This window comes from Nocardia brasiliensis ATCC 700358, assembly GCF_000250675.2.
Classification (GTDB): Bacteria; Actinomycetota; Actinomycetes; order Mycobacteriales; family Mycobacteriaceae; genus Nocardia; species Nocardia brasiliensis_B.
On sequence record NC_018681.1, the window covers coordinates 8,748,920 to 8,768,753 of the forward strand.

At 68.8% G+C, this 19,834-nt stretch carries 21 protein-coding genes; 12 read left to right on the forward strand and 9 right to left on the reverse strand.

The window, feature by feature from the left end; translation table 11 throughout:
• Positions 1-76 precede the first annotated feature (76 nt).
• Entirely contained in the window at positions 77-967 is an 891-nt protein-coding gene (gene purU, locus O3I_RS39155) for a formyltetrahydrofolate deformylase (protein WP_014988600.1), read from the forward strand.
• A gap of 10 nt (positions 968-977) precedes the next feature.
• On the opposite strand, the gene O3I_RS39160 is transcribed toward purU, so the two are convergent.
• From O3I_RS39160 to O3I_RS39180, 5 genes are all read right to left on the reverse strand, one after another.
• The gene (locus O3I_RS39160; RefSeq protein WP_041563159.1) at positions 978-2,015 is read right to left on the reverse strand and encodes an alpha/beta fold hydrolase; all 1,038 of its coding nucleotides are present in this window, start codon (positions 2,013-2,015) and stop codon (positions 978-980) included.
• Positions 2,016-2,152: 137 nt separating this feature from the next.
• Positions 2,153-2,443, reverse strand: a complete 291-nt coding sequence (locus tag O3I_RS39165; protein ID WP_029899737.1) for a DUF2516 family protein — start codon at positions 2,441-2,443, stop codon at positions 2,153-2,155.
• Between the two features lie 129 nt (positions 2,444-2,572).
• Positions 2,573-3,241: a heparin-binding hemagglutinin gene (locus O3I_RS39170; protein WP_014988603.1), complete on the reverse strand. Its 669-nt coding sequence runs from the start codon at positions 3,239-3,241 to the stop codon at positions 2,573-2,575.
• Positions 3,238-3,741 (reverse strand): helix-turn-helix domain-containing protein, encoded by a 504-nt coding sequence (locus tag O3I_RS39175; protein WP_014988604.1) that lies wholly within the window; start codon positions 3,739-3,741, stop codon positions 3,238-3,240. The genes O3I_RS39170 and O3I_RS39175 overlap by 4 nt, the downstream gene beginning before the upstream one ends.
• 104 nt (positions 3,742-3,845) lie before the next feature.
• Positions 3,846-5,183 carry a DUF445 domain-containing protein gene (locus tag O3I_RS39180; protein ID WP_014988605.1) on the reverse strand — a complete coding sequence of 446 codons (1,338 nt, stop codon included), beginning with the start codon at positions 5,181-5,183 and terminating at the stop codon, positions 3,846-3,848.
• Positions 5,184-5,386: 203 nt separating this feature from the next.
• Here O3I_RS39180 and O3I_RS39185 point away from each other — a divergent pair, with 203 nt between their 5' ends.
• The 4 genes from O3I_RS39185 (at position 5,387) to O3I_RS39200 (ending at position 10,201) form a co-directional block, all read left to right on the forward strand.
• Complete coding sequence (locus O3I_RS39185; RefSeq protein WP_014988606.1) at positions 5,387-6,067, forward strand: TetR/AcrR family transcriptional regulator; 681 nt, start codon at positions 5,387-5,389, stop codon at positions 6,065-6,067.
• A gap of 197 nt (positions 6,068-6,264) precedes the next feature.
• Positions 6,265-7,704: an ABC1 kinase family protein gene (locus O3I_RS39190; protein WP_014988607.1), complete on the forward strand. Its 1,440-nt coding sequence runs from the start codon at positions 6,265-6,267 to the stop codon at positions 7,702-7,704.
• A gap of 19 nt (positions 7,705-7,723) precedes the next feature.
• Positions 7,724-8,974, forward strand: coding sequence for a saccharopine dehydrogenase family protein (locus O3I_RS39195; RefSeq protein WP_014988608.1), 1,251 nt, complete (start codon positions 7,724-7,726; stop codon positions 8,972-8,974).
• Positions 8,975-9,106: 132 nt separating this feature from the next.
• The gene (locus tag O3I_RS39200; protein WP_167829203.1) at positions 9,107-10,201 is read left to right on the forward strand and encodes a serine hydrolase domain-containing protein; all 1,095 of its coding nucleotides are present in this window, start codon (positions 9,107-9,109) and stop codon (positions 10,199-10,201) included.
• Positions 10,202-10,258: 57 nt separating this feature from the next.
• Here the strand turns inward: O3I_RS39200 and O3I_RS45995 are convergent, their stop codons facing one another.
• Both O3I_RS45995 and O3I_RS39210 read right to left on the reverse strand, forming a co-directional pair.
• A complete protein-coding gene (locus O3I_RS45995) occupies positions 10,259-10,873 on the reverse strand; it encodes a hypothetical protein (RefSeq protein ID WP_014988610.1) in 615 nt (204 codons plus the stop codon).
• A gap of 152 nt (positions 10,874-11,025) precedes the next feature.
• Positions 11,026-12,255, reverse strand: coding sequence for a serine hydrolase (locus tag O3I_RS39210; RefSeq protein WP_014988611.1), 1,230 nt, complete (start codon positions 12,253-12,255; stop codon positions 11,026-11,028).
• Between the two features lie 175 nt (positions 12,256-12,430).
• Between O3I_RS39210 and O3I_RS39215 the strand changes: the two genes are divergently transcribed.
• From O3I_RS39215 to O3I_RS39230, 4 genes are read left to right on the forward strand one after another with little or no spacing between them, the layout of a single operon-like run.
• Positions 12,431-12,820: a hypothetical protein gene (locus O3I_RS39215; RefSeq protein WP_014988612.1), complete on the forward strand. Its 390-nt coding sequence runs from the start codon at positions 12,431-12,433 to the stop codon at positions 12,818-12,820.
• Between the two features lie 21 nt (positions 12,821-12,841).
• Complete coding sequence (locus O3I_RS39220) at positions 12,842-13,480, forward strand: hypothetical protein (RefSeq protein ID WP_014988613.1); 639 nt, start codon at positions 12,842-12,844, stop codon at positions 13,478-13,480.
• Positions 13,477-14,208 (forward strand): ESX secretion-associated protein EspG, encoded by a 732-nt coding sequence (locus O3I_RS39225; protein WP_014988614.1) that lies wholly within the window; start codon positions 13,477-13,479, stop codon positions 14,206-14,208. The genes O3I_RS39220 and O3I_RS39225 overlap by 4 nt, the downstream gene beginning before the upstream one ends.
• Before the next feature lie 54 nt (positions 14,209-14,262).
• A complete protein-coding gene (locus O3I_RS39230; RefSeq protein ID WP_014988615.1) occupies positions 14,263-15,111 on the forward strand; it encodes a polyphosphate kinase 2 family protein in 849 nt (282 codons plus the stop codon).
• Positions 15,112-15,118: 7 nt separating this feature from the next.
• Here O3I_RS39230 and O3I_RS39235 read toward each other — a convergent pair whose 3' ends face one another.
• The gene (locus O3I_RS39235; protein WP_014988616.1) at positions 15,119-15,979 is read right to left on the reverse strand and encodes an LLM class flavin-dependent oxidoreductase; all 861 of its coding nucleotides are present in this window, start codon (positions 15,977-15,979) and stop codon (positions 15,119-15,121) included.
• A gap of 192 nt (positions 15,980-16,171) precedes the next feature.
• Here O3I_RS39235 and O3I_RS39240 point away from each other — a divergent pair, with 192 nt between their 5' ends.
• Positions 16,172-16,948, forward strand: coding sequence for a DsbA family protein (locus O3I_RS39240; RefSeq protein ID WP_041564905.1), 777 nt, complete (start codon positions 16,172-16,174; stop codon positions 16,946-16,948).
• Entirely contained in the window at positions 16,945-17,511 is a 567-nt protein-coding gene (locus O3I_RS39245) for a vitamin K epoxide reductase family protein (protein WP_014988618.1), read from the forward strand. Before O3I_RS39240 ends, O3I_RS39245 begins: the two co-directional genes overlap by 4 nt.
• On the opposite strand, the gene O3I_RS39250 is transcribed toward O3I_RS39245, so the two are convergent.
• Positions 17,508-18,596, reverse strand: a complete 1,089-nt coding sequence (locus O3I_RS39250) for a S1C family serine protease (protein ID WP_014988619.1) — start codon at positions 18,594-18,596, stop codon at positions 17,508-17,510. The two genes, O3I_RS39245 and O3I_RS39250, sit on opposite strands and share 4 nt — an antisense overlap.
• A 149-nt stretch (positions 18,597-18,745) precedes the next feature.
• Between O3I_RS39250 and O3I_RS39255 the strand changes: the two genes are divergently transcribed.
• Positions 18,746-19,798 (forward strand): NAD(P)-dependent alcohol dehydrogenase, encoded by a 1,053-nt coding sequence (locus O3I_RS39255; protein WP_014988620.1) that lies wholly within the window; start codon positions 18,746-18,748, stop codon positions 19,796-19,798.
• Positions 19,799-19,834: the final 36 nt, after the last annotated feature.

Below are 19,834 nucleotides of genomic sequence, written 5' to 3' on the forward strand. Positions count from 1 at the left end.
GGTGCCGACCAGGTCACCGCACAGTGCGGCCGCCCCGGCGCGCTGTGCCGCGACCACGCGGCAATAGCATCAAGGGATGAGTTCCACCCTCGCCACCTCCGATGACCGCCGGTTCGTGCTGACCCTCGGCTGCCCGGACCGCCCGGGCATCATCGCCGGGATCACCTCGTTCATCGCCGGGTTCGGCGGGTCGATCGTGGAGGCGGGGTACCACTCGGATACCGACACCGGCTGGTTCTTCACCCGGCAGGCGATCAAGGCCGCGACGGTGCCGTTCGGGCTCGCGGAGTTACGGGACCGGTTCGCCGGAGTGGCCGCGCAACTCGGGACCGAGACCGAGTGGCAATTGCTCGATTCGGGTGCCCGCCGCCGGGCCGTGCTGCTGGTCAGCAAGGACGGCCACTGCCTGCACGATCTGCTGGGGCGCGCGGTGAGCGGCGAACTACCCGCGACGATCGAGGCGGTGATCGGCAATCATCCCGATCTGGCCGAGCTGACCGAAGCGCACGGCGTGAAGTTCCATCACGTGCCGTTCCCGAAGGACCCGGCCGAACGCGGACCGGCGTTCGCGGAAGTACGCGCGCTGGTCGACGCGCACGATCCGGACGCGGTGGTGCTGGCCCGGTTCATGCAGGTGCTGCCGCCGGAGCTGTGCGCGCACTGGGCGGGCAAGGCGATCAATATCCACCACAGCTTCCTGCCGTCCTTCGTCGGCGCCCGCCCGTATCACCAGGCCTTCGCGCGCGGGGTGAAGCTGATCGGCGCCACCTGCCACTACGTCACGGCGGAACTGGACGCGGGCCCGATCATCGAGCAGGACGTCAGCCGCATCGATCACGCCGACGACGTGCGCGACATGGTCCGGCAGGGTCGCGATATCGAACGGGTCGTGCTGGCCCGCGGACTGCGCTGGCACCTGGAGGGACGAGTCCTGGTGCACGGCAAGCGCACCGTCGTCTTCAGCTGACGAAGACCGCTCAGCCCGCGAGTTCGACGCGCTGGCGCGCGGATTCGAGGATGTGGCGCAGTTCGTCGTTGAACTTCTCGTAGGCCTCGACGTTGCCCAGATGGCCGGTGGGCAGCACCACGTACCGCGCCAGTGTGCCGGTCTCCCGGACCATTTCGGCGATGCGCTCCGAATGCACCACCGGGGTCAGGTCGTCGAACTCGCCCGCGATCACGGTGGTCGGCACCACCAGGTTGCGCGCGGATTCCCCGACGTCCATGTGCGCGAGCAGCTTGCCGAACTCGGCCCGGACCGAGGCGCGGCAGCCGCGCACGATGTTCATGCCGTAGTCGAGCACGTCGCCCTTGGCCGCGGTGCTCATCACCTGGCGCGCGAACAGCCAGCGCACCGGCGCGACGGGCGGGAAGACGATCGGCGTGCCGAGGCCGAGGCTGCCGAGCAGGAACGGCAGCGGCACCTTCAATTGCAACAGCCGCATGGGACGGTTCAGCAGCGGCACCACGGTGGTCTCGAGGACCAGCCGGTCGGGCGCGCTGTTGTTCAGCAGCACCGCGAGTGCCTGCTTGGCGACGCGCTCGGGGTAGCGCCCGGCCCAGGCTTGCAGGGTCATGCCGCCGAGGCTGTGGCCGACCAGCACGGCCCGCTGGCCGGGCCGCAGGGCCGCGTCGAGCACGTCGGCCAGGTCGTCGGCGAGCAGGTCCATGGTCAGCGGGCTGGAGCCGGGTTCGCTCTCGCCGTGGCTGCGCAGGTCGAAGGCGATCACCCGGTACTCGCCGGCGAAAGCGTTGATCTGGGCGTTCCAGTATTCGATGCTGCAGGTCCACCCGTGCACCAGCACGACGACCGGGCGATCGGCGGCGCCGTAGGCGAGCACCCGCAGGCGGGCGCCGTCGCGGGTGACGACGGGGATCTCCTCGTGCGGGACGGTCGGCGGGTTGAACGCCGCGGTCGCGTAGGTACGCGAACGCAGGCTCGCACGGTGTGCGTCGAGCGCCCCCCGAATCTGTCCCGGGAAGTTCGCCAACGCAGACGGCAGCATTGCACGCATCGGACACTCCTTTGTGTTACTGCTCGATACAGTAACTCCGATTCGTGCCGCTTGCTAGTGCAAGCACGCAAAAAGTTATCGATTATTCGCGGCCGGAACTGCTCGACCGGCGATAATCGCGGCGCTGCCGCGCAGGCTCACCAGCGCGGACCGCGCTGGATCTCGTCCACCTTCGGCCGCACATCGGCCAGGTAGACGCCGGTCGCGATGATCGCGGCGAACGAGAGCAGGCCCAGACCCGCGGGCGAGAGCAACAGCAGCAGTACCGCGACGCCGAGAATGGCCAGCCAGATCGGCTTGGTCAGCTTGTCTACCGCGGTGAACGCGTCGGGCCGCTGCCGCACGGCATGAATCAGCGCAAAGATCGTCGCGCCTAGCGCCGCAAGCCACAGCACGAGCAGGATCATCCCGGTCAATCCGTGCACCATATTCACCTCACCCATCATACGAGCAACGCCCCCGCACCTCAGGGTGTGCGGGGGCGTTGCCTCATCGATCTTCGATCACCTTGCGGCCCTACGGAATCAACCCTCGGTGCGGCAGGCGACGGGGCGTTGTCACGCCTTCTTCGGCGCCGCCTTCTTGGCGGGCGCCACCTTCTTGGCCGGAGCCTTCTTGGCTGCGGGCGCCTTGACGACCGGCGCGGCGGGCTCCTCGGCGGCGGCCGGGGTGGTCTCGGTGGTCACCGTGACGACCTCGGCGTCGACGACCGGCGCGACGACCTCGTCCTCGACCTTGGCCGGACGGCCGAGCAGGCCGTTGACCCGGCCCAGCACGTCTTCCGCGCGGGTCACGGCGTCGGTGTAGAGCGGCTTGACGCGCTCGATCTGCTCCTCGACCAGGTGGTTCGTGCGCAGCCGCTCGACCGTCTCCTCACCGCGCACGGCGAGATCGGCGTACAGGTCGAGCACCTGGTGGTAGTACTTGTCGGCCAGCGCGCGCAGCTCCTCGGGGGTGAACTTCTCGCGCAGTTCGGCGAGGTCCTCCGGCAGCTCCGAGGGCAGTCCGGCCAGGCGCTCGCGCAGGGTCTCGAACTGGGCCTGCACGTCGGCGGGCACGTTGGCGAAGCGCTCGCGCGCCTCCTCGACCCGGGCGGAGACGTCGGTGGCCGCGGCGCGCTCACGCACCTGGGTGACGACATCGGTGACGGCGGTGTAGAGGGCGTCGCCCGCACCGACGGTGGCGAGCAGCGGCTTGGTCACGGTGGGATTGGTCTTGTCTGTCATGGTGTTTCGTGCTCCTGGCGTGGCGGAGTTTCGGTATTCGTGCGTGGAACGGCGCTGTCCCCTTCCCCCCCTGGCTCGTTCCCTCCGTTTTCCCGGCGAAACGATTCATAGATCTCGAGCAGCACCTGCTTCTGCCGTTCGCTGATCGACGTATCGGCAAGCAGGGCATCGCGAACCGGGCTGTGTGCCCGTTGTTCGAGATAGCCGGCCCGGACGTACAACACCTCCGAAGACACCCGCAGGGCCTTGGCGATCTGCGCGAGTACCTCGGCGGACGGATTGCGCAATCCGCGCTCGATCTGGCTGAGGTACGGATTGCTCACTCCCGCAAGGGTGGCGAGCTGGCGCAGCGAGACTTGCGCGGCCTCTCGCTGTGCCCTGATGAAGCCTCCGATGTCGTGCGCCGCGTGCACGACGCGGGCCGCTTTTTCTCCGACGCCGGCCGATTGCTCGGCCGCACCTTCGGGGTACTCGGCGGAAACCTCGGGCTGGTCTGCCATCACTCACCTTCTGGCGGTTGTACGAGTTCAATTCTAGGGCAGGGTGCTAACTATTGCAAGCAGTCTGCTAGCACCCTCTCGGCAAACATTCGGCGCGCTGTCGCTCAGCCGCCGAACATCAACTGCGAGATCGTGTAGATCGCCAGGCCCGCAAGCGAACCCACGACAGTTCCGTTGATCCGAATGAATTGCAGGTCACGCCCGACCTGCAATTCGATCTTCTTACTCGCCTCATCGGCATCCCACCTGGCAACCGTATCGGTGACCAGCGTCGAGATCTCCCCGGCGTAGTTCTCCACGAGATACCTTGCCCCGCGGTCGATCCACCCGTCCACTTTGGCACGCATGTCGGCGTCGTCGCGCAACCGCTCGCCGAGTTGCCGCACATTCTCGCCGACCTTGCGCCGCAGTGTGCTGTTCGGATCGTCGGCCGATTCCAAGATCAACCGTTTGGCCGCGCGCCAGGTCGCCTCGGCCATTCCGGTGATTTCCTCGCGACCCATGATCTGCGCCTTGATCCGCTCCGCCTTTTTGATCATGGCGTCGTCGTGCTGCAGATCGTCGGCGAATTCCTCGAGAAAACGATTCGCCGCCAGCCGCACCTCGTGCTCCGGATTGGAGCGCACCTTCCAGGTGAACTCGACCAGTTCCCGATAGATCCGCTCGGACAGCAAAATATTGACGAACTTCGGCGCCCACTGCGGCGCGTCGCGCAGCACGATCCGATCGATCGTCTCCTGTGAGCCGAGCGCCCACTGGTGCGCGCGCTCGGCGAGCAGATCGAGCAGCGCGAGCTGCCGGTTGTCGGCCAGCAGTTCGGCGAGCACCCGGCCGATCGGCGGACCCCAGAGCGGTTCGGCGATCCGCTTCACGATGGTCTGGTCGATGATCTGTTCCACGTCCTCGTCGCGCAGCACACCGACCACCGCGCGCAGCAGGGTGGAACTCTCCTGCGCGACCCGGGCGGCGTGCCCGGGATCAGCCATCCAGCGCCCGACCCGCCAGGAGATCTGCGCCGAATTGACCTTCGCCGACACCACTTCCGGGGAGAGGAAGTTGGTGCCGACGAACGCGCCGAGGCTCTCGCCGAGCTGATCCTTCTTCTTCCGGATGATCGCGGTGTGCGGGATGGGCAGGCCGAGCGGATGCCGGAACAGCGCGGTGACGGCGAACCAGTCGGCCAGCGCGCCGACCATGCCCGCCTCCGACGCGGCCCGCACGTAACCGACCCAGTCCCCGCCCGAACCCCGCGATTCGAGCCAGCGACAGAACAGATAGATCACCGTCGCCGTGGCGAGCAGTCCGGTGGCGAGCGCTTTCATCCGCCACAGATCCCGCCGTTTCCCCGCCTCGTCGAGGACGGCGGCGAAGCCGAGCGGCGCGGCCGCGGGCGGCGCCGGGGCCGTCTGCACCACCGCGATGTTGCCGGGAGCTTTCTCCATGTCCTCCATTCTGCTGTGCATACCCGGCACAGCGCCGCACGCACCGAAGTTGTGCAACCCGTCGCACTGGGACCCAAACGCGCATATCACTGCCTGGCGGGACCTAAGCTTGAGGCGCACGGAGAATCCGACTAACAAGGGAGCCCACGCTGTCCACCGATGACCTTGTCGACGTCGGCGAGATCGCCGACCGACCGGCGGCGGTGCGCACCGGCCGAACGGACGGCCGCAAACGCCGATGGCGCCAGCACAAGATCGACCGCCGCGAGGAACTCGTCGACGGCACCCTGGCCGCTGTGCGAGCCCGTGGCAGCAATGCGGGAATGGACGAGATCGCCGCCGAGATCGGCGTCTCCAAAACCGTGCTCTACCGCTACTTCTCCGATAAGAACGACCTGGTCCACGCGACCATGCAGCGGTTCATCGAGACCACGCTGATGCCGCGCGTGTACGGCGCGATCAGCCTCGACGCGGACGAGTACCAGCTGGTGCGCTCGGCGCTGGCCGAGTACGTCGGCACGGTCGACGAGGACCCCGAGGTCTACCGCTTCATCATGGGCAACGGCTCGGATCCGTCCTCGCTCGCCGAGTTCGAGAAGCTGTTCGCCGAGGTGGTCGCCGCGGTCATCTTCGACCGCGCGTCGGCCAAGGGCATCCAGACCGACGGCGCGATGCTCTGGTCGTACGTGCTGGTCGGCGGCATCCAGCTGGCCACGCACTGGTGGACCACGAACAAGTCGATGTCGCGCGAGGAAGTGATCGACTACCTCACCATGATGACCTGGAGCGCGATCGACGGGATGGCGCGCGCCAATGGTTCGCGGGAGATCTTCAACGCGCAGCCGCATGTGCTGCCCACGCCGGGCGCCGACTCGGAAAACTGATCGCACGTCCGAGTTCCGGGTGCTAGCGGCATGCCCGAACGCGCGCGGAAGTTCCTGGGCACGGCGCTAGCTGAGGTGCTAGCAAAAGTGTGACACAGGGCTCGACAATGCCGTGCGGTTGGCTACTCTGAACCCGAGCGGTGCGCCGAGTGCGCTGCGTCACCGCCCCGCGCGCCGGCACCAATGGAGGTACCTCGATGGCGAAGCAAGTACCGACCTCGCGGCTTGCTCGTGGCACCAAACTCGGTGCCGTCGCAGCCAGCTCGGTGATCCGCACGCAACGCGCGCGGCTGTCGATGCGCGGCAGATCCGAGGCCGTGCGCGCGAAGATGGCCGAGGAGTCGATGATTCGCACCACCGAGCAGGTGGTCATGGTGCTCGGCACCATGAAGGGCGTCGCGATGAAGCTCGGGCAGATGATGTCGGTGCTCGACCTCGATCTGGTGCCGGAGGACCATCGCGAACGCTTCCAGAAGCGGCTGGCGGTGCTGCGCAACGCGGCGCCGTCGGTGTCCTTCGAATCGATGCGCCAGGTGATCGAGGACGATTTCGGTCAGCCGCTGGACGCGATCTTCGCCGAGTTCGAGGCCGAGCCGATCGCCGCCGCCTCGATCGGCCAGGTCTATCGCGCCCGGTTGCGCGACGGCCGCCAGGTCGCGGTGAAGGTGCAGTACCCCGGGATCGACGCCGCGGTGCGCGCGGACCTGAAGAATCTGGCCATGTTCCGCCGGGTGCTGCAATCGGCGATGCCGTGGGTGACGCCGGCCGTGCTCGACGAGCTGCGGCTCAACATGGAGAGCGAGCTCGACTACCAGGCCGAGGCGAACACCCAACTGCAGATCGCCGAGCTCTACGCCGGGCATCCGTTCATCGTGGTGCCCCGCTCGATGCCGGAGCTCAGCACCACCCGCGTGCTCGTCAGCGAATACGTGGCGGGCAAGGGTTTCGAGGAGATCCGCCGGCTGCCCGACGCCGAACGCGATCGGATCGGCGAGATCATCTACCGCTTCTACGTCGGTTCGCTGTTCACCTTCAACGAATTCTGCGGCGACCCGCACCCGGGCAATGTGCTGCTCGCCGCGGACGGCCGGGTCGGCTTCCTCGACTTCGGGTTGTTCAACCGAATGGACCCCGACCACGTGCAGTTCGAGCTGACCTGTCTGCGCGCGGCCGCCGAGGATCGCGCGGAAGACCTGCGCCAGTTGATGATCGAGCGCGGCGTGATCGATTCGCCGGACGAAATCGGCGCCGAGGAGTGCCTGGAATACGTGCTGGCCGCGTCCGAATGGTGTTTGATCGACGAGGATCTGACGATCACCCCCGAATTGGCCAGCGGCGCTTTCCTGCTCGCGGTCGACCCGCGGGCCAGCGAGTTCGCCGGGATGAAGCAGCAGAACCTGCCGCCGGAGCACCTGTTCTCCCGCCGGGCCGATTTCCTCACCTTCGGCATGCTCGGCCAGCTCGGCTGCACCGCGAATTGGCATCGCATTTCCCGGGAATGGCTTTACGACGAGCCGCCCGTCACCGAACTCGGTCAGGCACACCATGTCTGGCTGGCCGATCATCCGCCGGTCGCGCCGAAGAAGCCGCGCACCAAGGCCAAGAAGCCCACCAAGGCCGCCCGTCCCCAGGCCTGAACCCGCAGAACGGAAGACAATGGCAGACACTCGAGAATTCGACCTGGTCCTGTTCGGCGCGACCGGCTTCGTCGGCAAGCTCACCGCGCAGTACCTGCTCACCGCCGCACCGGAATCCGCGCGGATCGCGCTCGCCGGTCGCTCGCTGGACAAGCTGACCAAGGTGCGCGACGAACTCGGCCCGACCGCCGCGGGCTGGGGTCTGGTGGTGGCCGATTCCGGCGATCAGGCCGCGCTCGACGCACTCGCCGCGCAGACCAAGGTCGTCGTCACCACGGTCGGCCCGTACCTGCGCTACGGCCTCCCGCTGGTCGCCGCCTGCGCGAAGGCGGGCACGCACTACGCCGACCTCACCGGCGAGCCGCTGTTCATTCGGGACGCGATCGACCAGTACCACGAGCAGGCCGCGCAGACCGGCGCGAAGATCGTGAATTCCTGTGGCTACGACTCGATTCCATCGGACCTGAGCGTCTACCAGCTGTACCGGCGCTCGGTCGCGGACAACACCGGTGAGCTGGAAGAGACGACGCTGGTCGCCTGGCTCAAGGGCGGGGTCAGCGGCGGCACCATCGATTCCGGCCGGGCGATGATGGAGGCGGTCGCCGCCGACCCGAAGAAGGGGGCCGTGCTGAGCCACCCGTATTCGCTCAGCCCCGACAAGTCGATGGATCCCGATGTCGGCCGCCAGACCGACCAGGCGCTGTCCCGCGCGAGCGCCATCGACCCGAGCCTGGACGGCTGGGTGAGCACCTTCGTCATGGCGTCGCACAACACCAAGATCGTCCGGCGCACCAACGGCCTGCTCGGCTGGCCGTACGGCAAGAACTTCCGCTACCGCGAGGTGATGAGCGCGGGCAAGTCGCCCGCGGCGCCGCTGGTCGCGGCCGGTATGGCGGGCGGCATTGTCGCGGGCATGGCCGCGGGCGCGGTGCTGTCCCGGGTGTCGGTGGGCCGCAAACTGCTCGACCGGGTGCTGCCCAAGCCCGGCACCGGCCCCAGCGAAAAAGCCAGGGACAGCGGCTGGTTCACCATGAAGACGTTCACCCGTACCTCCTCCGGCGCAAAATACGTGGCGACGTTCGCCGGCCAGGGCGATCCCGGCTACAAGGCGACCGCGGTGCTGCTCGGCGAGAGCGGGCTGTGCCTGGCCTTCGACACCGCGAACCAGCCGGAGCTCGCGGGCATCCTCACCCCGGGCGCGGCCATGGGCGACGCGCTCACCGAGCGCCTGCGCGGCGCGGGCATGACCATCGAGGTCGAAACCGCCTGAGCCGCGGGCCGCACGAAATCTCCCGGGGCGTAAACGGTTGCCCCGTCGGCCGAGATACCGGTAAGGGATCACGGGCGACGAAGTGGAGATCTGGTGCGGTATTCCTGGTTGACGGCCGCCGTGGTTGCGGCGGTGACGATTTCGGCATTCGCCGGGGCGGGGGTCGCGGTCGCGGCACCCGGCCCGGCCCCGGTGGGATTGCAGGCCGACCTCGATCTGCTGATCCGGTCCATCGGTGCGCCCGGCGCCCAGCTGGTGCTGCGCAGCGACGGCTCGAACACGCAGATCGACAGCGGCGTAGGCGATCTGGTCACCGGCGCGCCGTTCCCGGACAACGCGCAGGTGCGGATCGCCAGCAATACCAAGACCTTCGTGGCGACCGTGGTGTTGCAGCTCGCCGCCGAGCACCGGGTCGAGCTGGACGCGCCGATCGAGCAGTACCTGCCGGGCGTGGTGCACGGTCCCGGGGGCGACGGGCACCAGATCACCGTGCGAGATCTGTTGCAGCACACCAGCGGGATACCCGACTACCTGGCCTACCTGGATCTGGCCTCGGTCGACCGATTGCAGCGTCCGCGACCGGCCGCGGAGCTGATCCGGCTCGGTCTCGATCAGCCCGCGGTCTTCGCGCCGCGCACCAGTTCCGGCTATTCCAATACGGATTTCCTGCTGGCGGGCGAGTTGATCGAACGCGTCATGGGGGTGCCGGTCGGGGTCGAGGTCACCCGGCGGATCATCATCCCGCTCGGCCTGCGCGACACCTACTGGCCACTGTTCCCGCTGGAGCACGTGATTCGCGCGCCGCATCCGCGCGGATACCACGCCTTCGACGGCGTGCTGGTGGACATCACCGATATCGATCCGGGCTGGGGTCTGGCCGACGGCGCGATGGTCTCCACCGGTGCCGACCTCGACCGGTTCTTCATGGCGCTGCTGTCCGGTGAACTGTTGCCGCCCGCGCAGCTGGGCGAGATGCAGCGCACCGTGCCCTCCGGCGACCCGCTCCGCGACGCCGATTTCGGCCTCGGACTGTTCCGCCGGATCAACGCCTGCGGGATCGAGATCTGGAGCCACGGCGGCGCGATGAACGGCTTCCTGGTCGTCAATGCCGCCACGCCGACCCGCGCCGCCACCCTGAGCATGAACCTGCTGCCCGATCCGCTCACCACCGTGATGTATCAGGCGGCGATGAACAGCGTGCTCGACGCGGCCTTGTGCGCGCGCTGAACCCGGCCGATCTCCCGCACCGGGCCGGGTGCGAAAGAGCAGCCAGATCAACGGAACTCAGGAAGCGCTGCCGGTGGGCGGACGCTGCCGTCGCGCTTCGCAGGCGGCGTGATCGGCGTCCGGCTTGTCTTCCCCGGACCGGGCGCAGCCCTGCGCGGTGTAGCCCCAGCGGTCATAACCCCACCGGTCGAATCCGTTGTGGTTGTAGCCGGACCGGTCGTAACCCCAACGGTCATAACCGGAACGGTCGAAGCCGGAGCGGTCGAAGCCCTCGTCGTTGAAACCGTCGCGGCCGTAGCCGGACCGGTCGTTACCCCAGCGGTCCAGCCCGGAGCGGTCGAATCCGTCGCGGTCATAACCGAATCGGTCATAACCGAACCGGTCGTAACCGAAGGAGTCGTAGCCGTCCGGGCCGTACGGATCGGCCGGCGTCTTGGGCGCCGTGGTGGGCGGCGGGGTGGTCACCGGCGGGGTCGTCGGCGCGGGCGGGTTGGTCGGTGGCGGTGTCACCGGCGGGGCCGGCGTGACCGGCGCGGCGGTGGTGGGCGCCGTGGGCGCGGTCGGGTCCGGGGTCGCGAAGGCCGCCACCGGCGCGAGTGCCGCGGCCCCGATGACGGCTGTCAGCAGGACCAGTCGCCGGAACTTGCGGCTACTTCTACCCGGATTCACCATGTTCGACCTCCATTTCGAGCACAGGCGCGCATACCGCACCCCCGCTCCCCTATCGGCCGAACGCCCAAATTAGATACACACCAGTTACTTTCACGCCGTTGCCTCGCCCTATACCCCTTCGTTCTCATTCGCTGAGCGCTGCGGGGCCGGCCTCAGCGCACCGGCGGGAAGGTGTCGGAGATCTGGGCGACCAGCCGCCACGGGCGATCGGTGTCGGTGGTCGCCTTACCGCTGGTGAGCACGGCTCCGGCGAGCCCACGCGCCGGGTCGGCCCAGCCGTACTGGGTGGTGAGGCCGCTGCGGCCGAAGTGTGCGCGGGTGTCACGGCCGAATTTCGATCGGCGGCCGCCGAGTTCGTATCCGGCCCGGCTCACCCGCCCGGCGAGGCCGGGCAGCCATTTCGCCGGTTGCACGGCCGCGCGCACGGTCTCGGGGCGCATGATCCGGATTCCGTCCAATTCGCCGCCGCGCGCGAGGATTTCGTAGAAGCGGGACAGCTCGGCCGCCGTGCTGACCAGATTGCCGGAGGGCAGTTCCGCGGTGAGCAACGCCCGCGTGCCCGCATCGGAGACCGCCTTGCCCATGCCGCCGCCGAGAGCCTTGCGCGCCAGGAACTTCGACACCCGCGAGGGCCCGGGGCCGGTCTGCACGCTCGGCACGACCTGGTCGACCTCGGCGGCGTCGACGCCGAAATTGGTCCACCGGAACCCGAGCGGGTCCAGCACCTGCTCGGCCAGATGCTCGCGCATCCGTTTGCCGGTCGCCCGCTGCACCAGTAGCCGCTGGATGAGCCCGCCGGTCATGGCGTGATAGATCCGGAAGCGGCCGGTCGGCCAGCTGGGCACCAGATCTGCCAGGGCGCGCACGGCCAGGTCCTCGTCGACGATGAGCTGAAAACCCTGATAGGGCGGGGTGATGAACGGCACGCCCGCCGAATGCGACAGCACGTCGGCGATGGTGATCCGGTTCTTGCCGTGGGCCGCGAACTCCGGAATGTAGGCGCACACCGGCTCGTCCAGGCCGAAGGCGCCCTGTTCGGCCAGCATGCACATCACCGCCGCCGCGACACCCTTCGCGGTCGAGAACCCGCAGAACGGGCTGTCCGGTGTGACGAGCACCCGCGCCGCGTCGGGCGCATCGCCGGGCGCGTTCCCCCAGCCGTGGCCGATGGCGCGGTTCAGCACGATCTTGCCGTCGCGCCGCAGGCAGAGCTGGATGGCCGGGGTGGTGCCCATCCGATACCAGTCACGGACCGATTCCCACACCGCGTCGACGGCCGCGCGGGTCGAGCCCGCCGTGGCGGGGTCGTCCTCATGACCCACCGTCGTCACCGAGTCCAGATCCTCGGCGACCGTCACCAAAGTGCCCGTCAGCGCGCCCATCCAGTCAGCATACGGACCTGTTGCGGGCCGGCCGCGCCGCTGCGCGCACCGCCACCGGCCGGCAATCGTGCCCCTGGTCACAGCCGCCGAAGCCGCGCCCGCCGCGCCTTACCGACCGGTAGAGTGCCCATCCAATACCGCGTCAGGCAGTGGACCGAACAGAGGGGGTTCCCACATGGCGGTACCGGATACCGGGCAGGGGACGGCACGGCAGCTGTACGCGGCGGCCACCGGCAGCACGGGCAAGCCCTTCGAATTGGACACCGAGGTCGCCGAAAACCTCGCTGCCGCATGCGACAAGCTCGTCGAAGACCTACGCCGCGCCATGACCACCGGCCATCTGGTGACCGAAGTGACGGGCTTCCCGAACCTGCCCACCGGCCACGGCCTCACCCGCGGCTTCCGCGACAAGGGCAGGCAGTACCTGGACACGCTCGCCGCCTTTCAGGAGACGGCACTGCTGTTCAAGGCCGCGTATCTGGCCGCGGGCAAACGCTTCGCCGACGCCGAGGCGGCGAACCGGGCCGCGCTCGCGGTGGTCACCGCGCATCTGGAGTCGCGGTGAGAGCAGTAGGGAACTGAGGCGATGGCAGACTCCGCAGCCCGGGCCGCCGCCGCGCACATCCGTCAGGAGCTCGCCGGGTTACGCACCGGCGCAACCGATCCCGCGTACGCGGCGGATCGGGAGCTGTTCGGTTCCTATACCCACCAGGAGATCTGGGAGCTGGTCCGCGAGCCGCTGAACCCGGCCGCGCTCGGCCAGGTCGCCGCGGCCTGGCTGGCGAACGCGGGCGCGCTGGCCGAGGCGTTCCAGGCCTTCTCCGATGCCGCCAACCGCGAATTCGCCCGCTGGTCGGGCCACACCGCCGACGCCGCGCTGCGCGCCACCCGGGAATTCGTCCGCACCGGGATCGAGGCGCAGGAGGTCTGCCGTGCGGTGGCGCGGCTGATGGAACTGAACGGTGATGCCGCGCAGACCATTCGGAGCGCGATCCCGCCGCCCGAACCGTACCGGCCGCTGGACGATCCGGCCGCCGAGGCGGTCTACGGCGGCAAGCGGCGGATGGCGCACGACAGCGCCGCCGCCGAGGTCGAGGCCGACGTCCGGGACACGATGACCTACGTCTACGCCCCGACCATGCCCGCCTCCGGCGACCGCGTGCCTCGCTTCCTCGCCCCGCCCGACGGACCGCGACCGGCCGGCGACGGGGGCGGCGCGCGGTGAAATGGGTGCTGACCCCGGACGAGTTCTCGCATGTCTGGGAAAACGAGACGGGTCTGGATCGCAGGCCGTATCCGGTCAACATGGTGCCTGCGGCCACCGTGCGCACCGAATCCGAATACGCCGCACTGCGTTTGCCGCAGCGCTTCGCCCGGCAGGCCGACCCGGACCTGGCCGCCGCGCTCATGCTGTGCGGCCGCACCGACGCCACCACCATCACCCTGTCCGGGGAACGGAACACCCCGCCGCGCAACGGTTCCGGCGCCGACACCGAACGCATCCTGGTCTACGCCGCGGTGGTGCACAATCACGCGGGCATCCTGGTCGCCACCCCGGAGAAGGTCACCGTGCTGATGTGCCATGCCCGTGCGGTGGGCGAGCGCCTGGTGCAGATCATCGGCCCGGCCCGCCCCGGGAAACTCGGCACCATGCGCGAACCCCAGGACGCGGTGCTCGGCCCGGAGCGCACCGAACCGTTCGGCACCAACGGACAGCGCGGCGCCGCCCGCTTCCGGCACACGCTGCGCAAGCCCGTCGACGGGCGCGGCTTCCTGACCGTCACCGTCGAACCCGACAATCCGATGTCGCCGCCCACCCGCCACCGCACCTGGCTCGATTTCACCGGCGACGGCCGCTACCTGCTGACCACCTCGCAGGACCTCATCCTCACCCCCGTCTCGGACGAGGATTTCGCCGCGCAACTCGTCGCGCTCGCCCATATCCGGGTGTGACACGCTGCGCCGTCGCGCCGACCCACGCGGCACGCACCTGGTTAGCTGTAGCGCATGGCTAAGAAGGGCTGGTCCGTCCCGGCTACCGAAGCGCTGAAGGCCGACGGCTTGCAGATCACCGAGCTGGACACCTCCGCGACACCGGGCTTCACGGGCGACAAGGCAGCGGGCCTGGACCTGCTGGCCGAACGCACCACGGTGCTGTCCGCGCTGCAGGAACGGCTCTACGCCAACGGGCGATCCGGCGACCTGCGCAGTGTGCTGCTGGTGCTGCAGGGCATGGACACCGCGGGTAAGGGCGGCATCGTCCGGCACGTGATCGGTTCGGTCGATCCGCAGGGCGTGGACCACCACGCGTTCGGCGTGCCGACCGAGGAGGAGAAGCGCCACCACTACCTGTGGCGGATCCGCAACGCGCTGCCGCGCGGCGGTCAGCTCGGGGTGTTCGACCGCTCGCACTACGAGGACGTGCTGGTGGTCCGCGTGCACAACCTGGTGCCGAAAAAGGAATGGGAACCGCGCTACGACGAGATCAACGCCTTCGAGCGGGAACTCGTCGACGAGGGCACCACCGTGGTCAAGGTGGCGATGTTCGTTTCCCTGGACGAGCAGAAGAAGCGGCTGCGCGAACGGCTGGACCGGCCGGACAAGTACTGGAAGTTCAATCCCTCCGATATCGATGAGCGCGGCTACTGGCCCGCCTATCAGGAGGCGTACCAGGCCATGCTGGATCGCACGTCCACCGAGTACGCGCCGTGGCACGTGGTGCCCGCCGATCGCAAATGGTTCTCCCGCCTCGCCGTCACCGAACTGCTCATCGAGGCCCTGGAGCGACTCGACCTCGAGTGGCCCGCCGCACAATTCGACGTCGAGGAGCAGAAGCGGCGACTCGACAAAGCCTGATCGCGAACTAGATCAGCGGCCGAACCTGTTCGGCGACAAAGCGAACGAAGCCTTCGGGGTCGGGCTCGTCTCCGGTCGGCTGGATCACCACGGTGTCGGCGCCCGCCTCGGCCAGCCCGCGGACCGCGTCCGCGACCGCCTGCGCGTCACCGGCGACACCGGCCAGCGGCGGTGTCGTGGTGGCTTGCACGTGCGCGAGCCGGGCCGCCGCGTCCGGGCCGGTCACCGCGAGCAGATTCGCCACCACCACATGCCGGTCGGTGCGGCCCGCCGCGGCCCGGCCCTCGTCGATCAACGCCCGCGCGTCCCGCACGCTCTCCGGGCCCGCGATCGAATCCAGCAGCGTCCCATCGGCATGCGACCCGCACAGCCGGATCGAGCGCGGGCCCCTGGCCCCCGCGTAGATGCGCGGCGGTTCCAGTGGCGGCCAATCCAGGGCCACGTCGTCGAGCTGCACATAACGTCCCGAGGTGGTGACTCGCTTGCCCGCGAGCAGGGCCCGCAGCGTGTCCAAATACTCGGCCAGCAACGTCACCGGCGACTCGACCCGCGCGCCCACCTGCCCCATCCAGTCCAGCACGCCGTGCCCGACGCCGAGCAGTACCCGATCGGGGAACAGCCGGTACAGCGTCGCGGCTTCCATCGCGGTCAACGCCACATTGCGCAGCGGCACCGGCAGCAGCCCGACGCCGATGTGCAGCCGCTCGGTCCACGCGAGCGCGGCCGCCGCACTGGCGATACCGCTCTCGAAGAAACAGTCCTCCCACAGCCACAGCTGTTCCAGCCCCGATTCCTCGGCGACCCGGGTGACGGCGCGCAGCCGTTCCGGCGGATTTTGCGGACGAAACACAGCACCGAGAGCAGTCATCCCACCATTCTTGACCGGAACTCCCGAATACCCACACGGATTTTTTGGCGTCGCCAGTGCCCGATATTTCGGAATCTCTCAGGTTCGTTCACGATGATGTGGGCCGTGGCCCGACCACACGGGGACGAGTTCGCGCTCTACCATCGTGGCGGCAGGTACCGGCAGTCGAGCGAAAGGCGTGGTGAACGCACGGTGAGCAAGAACCCGGGTGGGAAGAAGAATCCGTTGCTGGCGGCGAATCGCGCCGACCGCAACCGCAAGATCTTCATCCAGGTGGCCGTGGCCGCCGTGCTGATCGGCCTGATCGCCGCGATCGGCATCGGTGTCGCGGTGAAGAAGGCCCGCAAGGACGATCCCGGCCCCACCCCCTCGATTCCGGCGGCCGCCAACACCTCCCCGGACGGGGTCACCGGCACCATCACCGACAACGGGGCGGTGCGCATCGGCAAGCCGAACGCGAAGGTCACCGTGCGGGTCGTCGCCGACCTGCAGTGCCCCGCGTGCAAGGGCTTCGAGGGCGCGAACGCCCAGGTGCTCGCCGACGCGGTGAACAACGGCACGGCCGCCGTCGAATACGACGTGATCGCGTTCCTGGACAAGGCGTCCACCACCCGGTACTCGACCCGCGCGGCGAACGCCTCGTACTGCGTCGCCGAGGCGGACCCGACCAAGTACCAGGCGTGGGTGTCCTCGATGTTCGCCCAGCAGCCGCCGGAGGGCGGCGCGGGCCTGCCCAACGACAAGCTGGTCCAGATCGCCAAGGAGGCGGGCTATCCCGACGCGGTGGCGAACTGCATCACCGATGTGAAGTACGACAAGTACATCCAGGCCCGCACCGATGACGTGCTGAAGAGCGGCATCAAGTCGACGCCGTCGGTGTTCGTCAACGGCAAGCAGGTCGAGTCGAGCCAGGAGATCTTCGGGCCCGGCGGTCTCGGACCTGTGATCGCCGCCGCCGCGGCGCAGTGATCACCGCCCCGCCCCGGGCCGCCTGGGTACTGCTGCTCGGCGGGCTGGCCGGCTGGCTGGCCTCGATGGCGCTGACCATCGAACGGTTCAAGCTGTTCACCGAACCGGGTTACACCCCGTCGTGCAGCATCAACCCGATCCTGTCCTGCGGCTCGGTGATGGTGACCGACCAGGCCGCGGTGTTCGGGTTCCCCAACCCGATCATCGGCATCGCGGCCTTCTCGGTGGTGGTCACCGTCGGGGTGCTCTCGGTGGCCGGGGTGGGGTTGCCGCGCTGGATCTGGGGCGGGCTGTGGCTGGGCACGCTGCTCGGCGTCGGCTTCGTCTGCTGGCTGATCTTCCAGAGCCTGTACCGGATCAACGCGCTCTGCCCGTACTGCATGGTGGTGTGGGCCATCATCACGCCGCTGCTCGCGGTGGTCACCGATCAGCTCTGGGGCGGGTCCCGCGGTCCGCTGCGGGTGCTCGCGGAGTGGCGGTGGACCCTCGTCGCGCTGTTCTACGCGGTGGTGCTGCTGCTGATCTTCCTGCGCTTCCAGGACTACTGGCTGTCGCTGTTCTAGTTGGGCGTGCCGCGCGCGAGCACGACGGTCACCGTGCGGCGGTTGCCGCCGGTGTCGGTCACGTCGAGCTGGATCGCGTCGTCGGGCTTGCGCACGTTGATCGCCGAGTGCAGGGCGCGGGCCGAGGTGATCGCGCGACCGTCCACCGACGTGATCACCTCGCCGTGGGTCAACCCGGCCGTGTAGGCGGGCAGCCCGTAGATGGCCAGATCGATCCGTGCCCCAACGGGTTTCGCGTCGGAGGTCAGCACGCCGAGGGTCGCGGTCGGCCCGATGTGCACGGTGTCGGTGGGCACGCCGGAACGAATCTGCCGCACCACCTGCATCGCGGTGTCGATCGGCACCGCGTACCCGTTCGGCGGCCTGCCCCCGGCCCGGGCCGGATCACCCGAGGCGGCCGCGATCACCCCGACCACCGCACCCTGATGGTCGGCCAGCGCGCCGCCGGACTGCCCGGAACTCACCGCGGCGGCCACCTCGAGCATGCCGGTGAGCGGCTTGCGGGACAGGTCGGCGGAGTTGAGCGCGACGATGGTGCTGTCCAGATCGGTGAGCGTGCCGTGGATCGCGGTCGGCGTGCCGCCGATGCCGCCGGCGTTGCCGATCGCCAATACCTCGTCGCGCACCCGCAATTCGGCCGAGTTGCCGATGCGGGCCGTCGCCAGGTCTGCGGCGCCGGACAGCGCGAGCAGCGCGATATCGGCGGCGGCGTCGTAACCGAGCACCACCGCGTCGTAGGTGCGGCCGTTGCCGACATCGGTCGCCGTCACCGTGTCGGCGCCCTTGACCACGTGATGACTGGTCAGCACCTGGCCGTCGGCGGTGAGCACGATGCCCGACCCGGCCGCGCCGAGCCCGAACGGCCGCATCGACGCGCTGATGTCGACCAGCGCCGGGTCGACGGCGGCGGCGACCGCGACCGGATCGAGCGGTGCGGGCGGCGGTAGCTCGACCGGCGCGGCGATCTCGGCCTTACCCGGCGGCCAGCCGGGCAGTTCGCCTCGATAGCCGAGGAATCCGGCCACGGCGAGCAGCGCGGCGACGATCGTCACCAGCGCGCGGCCCCCATACCGTTGTTCGCTCATCGCTCTCCACTCGGTCCACCTGCGCATTCCATTGTGGCTGGCGATGATCATGTCCGGGGGCTATCGACGACTCTGCGAGCCGCCGCCGTACAGAACTGTTTACCTGTCATGGTTGGCAACCGGGCGCATGCGACGGTAGGCATGTATGCATGACGACAGCAGCCGCATACGCGATATCCGCACCCGATGGCTCGTTCGAGAAGAAGACCATCGAACGCCGGGAGCTGGGCCCGCACGATGTGCTGATCGACATCAAATACGCGGGCATCTGCCACTCCGACATCCACACCGCACGCGACGAGTGGGGCGGGGCGAAGTACCCCTGCGTGCCCGGCCACGAGATCGCCGGCCTGGTCGCCGCGGTCGGCTCCGCGGTGCACAAATACCAGGTGGGCGACCGCGTCGGGGTCGGCTGCATGGTCGACTCGTGCGGCGTCTGCGGACCCTGCCTGGCCGACGAGGAGCAGTACTGCGTCCGCGGCGCCACCATGACCTACAACACGCCCGTCGAGGAGTCGGTGCAGCCGGGCGGCTACACCCTCGGGGGCTACTCCACTCAGATCGTGGTGACCGAGAACTTCGTCGTCCGCATTCCCGAGGGCATCGGGCTCGACGCGGCCGCCCCGCTGCTCTGCGCGGGCGTCACCCTGTTCTCGCCGCTGCGGCACTGGAACGCCGGGCCGGGCAAGAAGGTGGCCATCATCGGCATGGGTGGGATCGGTCACGTCGGGGTGAAGCTCGCCGCGGCGCTGGGCGCCGAGGTCACCGTGCTCAGCCACTCGCTGAGCAAGCAGGAGGACGGCAAGCTGTTCGGCGCGAGCCACTACTACGCCACCAGCGACAAGCAGACCTTCCGCGACCTGCGCAACCAGTTCGACCTGATCCTCAACACCGTCTCGGCGGAGCTGCCGATCGACTCCTACCTGAAGATGCTGAAGCTCGACGGCACGCTGGTGATCCTCGGCCTGCCGGAAAACCCGATGAGCATCAAACCGTTCACCATCACCGGGCTGCGCCGCTCGCTGGCCGGCTCGATGATCGGCGGTATCGCGCAGACCCAGGAGATGCTGGACTTCTGCGCCTCCCACGGCATCGGCGCGGAGATCGAGGTGATCTCCGCCGACGAGATCGACGGGGCCTACGACCGGGTGGTGGCCAGCGATGTCCGGTACCGCTTCGTCATCGACGTCTCGACCATGTGAGCCGCGGCGTATCCGCACCCGCGATAACACGGTGAG

Bases quoted from the DNA above. Each gene is read 5' to 3' on its own strand.
- O3I_RS39190 (WP_014988607.1), top strand. From the start codon at position 6,265: ATGGCGAAGCAAGTACCGACCTCGCGGCTTGCTCGTGGCACCAAACTC.
- O3I_RS39220 (WP_014988613.1), top strand. From the start codon at position 12,842: ATGGCAGACTCCGCAGCCCGGGCCGCCGCCGCGCACATCCGTCAGGAG.
- O3I_RS39160 (WP_041563159.1), bottom strand. From the start codon at position 2,015: ATGCGTGCAATGCTGCCGTCTGCGTTGGCGAACTTCCCGGGACAGATT.
- O3I_RS39255 (WP_014988620.1), top strand. From the start codon at position 18,746: ATGACGACAGCAGCCGCATACGCGATATCCGCACCCGATGGCTCGTTC.
- O3I_RS39230 (WP_014988615.1), top strand. From the start codon at position 14,263: ATGGCTAAGAAGGGCTGGTCCGTCCCGGCTACCGAAGCGCTGAAGGCC.
- O3I_RS39175 (WP_014988604.1), bottom strand. From the start codon at position 3,741: ATGGCAGACCAGCCCGAGGTTTCCGCCGAGTACCCCGAAGGTGCGGCC.
- O3I_RS39210 (WP_014988611.1), bottom strand. From the start codon at position 12,255: ATGGGCGCGCTGACGGGCACTTTGGTGACGGTCGCCGAGGATCTGGAC.
- O3I_RS39180 (WP_014988605.1), bottom strand. From the start codon at position 5,183: ATGGAGAAAGCTCCCGGCAACATCGCGGTGGTGCAGACGGCCCCGGCG.
- O3I_RS39170 (WP_014988603.1), bottom strand. From the start codon at position 3,241: ATGACAGACAAGACCAATCCCACCGTGACCAAGCCGCTGCTCGCCACC.
- O3I_RS39195 (WP_014988608.1), top strand. From the start codon at position 7,724: ATGGCAGACACTCGAGAATTCGACCTGGTCCTGTTCGGCGCGACCGGC.
- O3I_RS39235 (WP_014988616.1), bottom strand. From the start codon at position 15,979: ATGACTGCTCTCGGTGCTGTGTTTCGTCCGCAAAATCCGCCGGAACGG.
- O3I_RS39165 (WP_029899737.1), bottom strand. From the start codon at position 2,443: ATGGTGCACGGATTGACCGGGATGATCCTGCTCGTGCTGTGGCTTGCG.
- O3I_RS39215 (WP_014988612.1), top strand. From the start codon at position 12,431: ATGGCGGTACCGGATACCGGGCAGGGGACGGCACGGCAGCTGTACGCG.
- purU (WP_014988600.1), top strand. From the start codon at position 77: ATGAGTTCCACCCTCGCCACCTCCGATGACCGCCGGTTCGTGCTGACC.
- O3I_RS39250 (WP_014988619.1), bottom strand. From the start codon at position 18,596: ATGAGCGAACAACGGTATGGGGGCCGCGCGCTGGTGACGATCGTCGCC.
- O3I_RS45995 (WP_014988610.1), bottom strand. From the start codon at position 10,873: ATGGTGAATCCGGGTAGAAGTAGCCGCAAGTTCCGGCGACTGGTCCTG.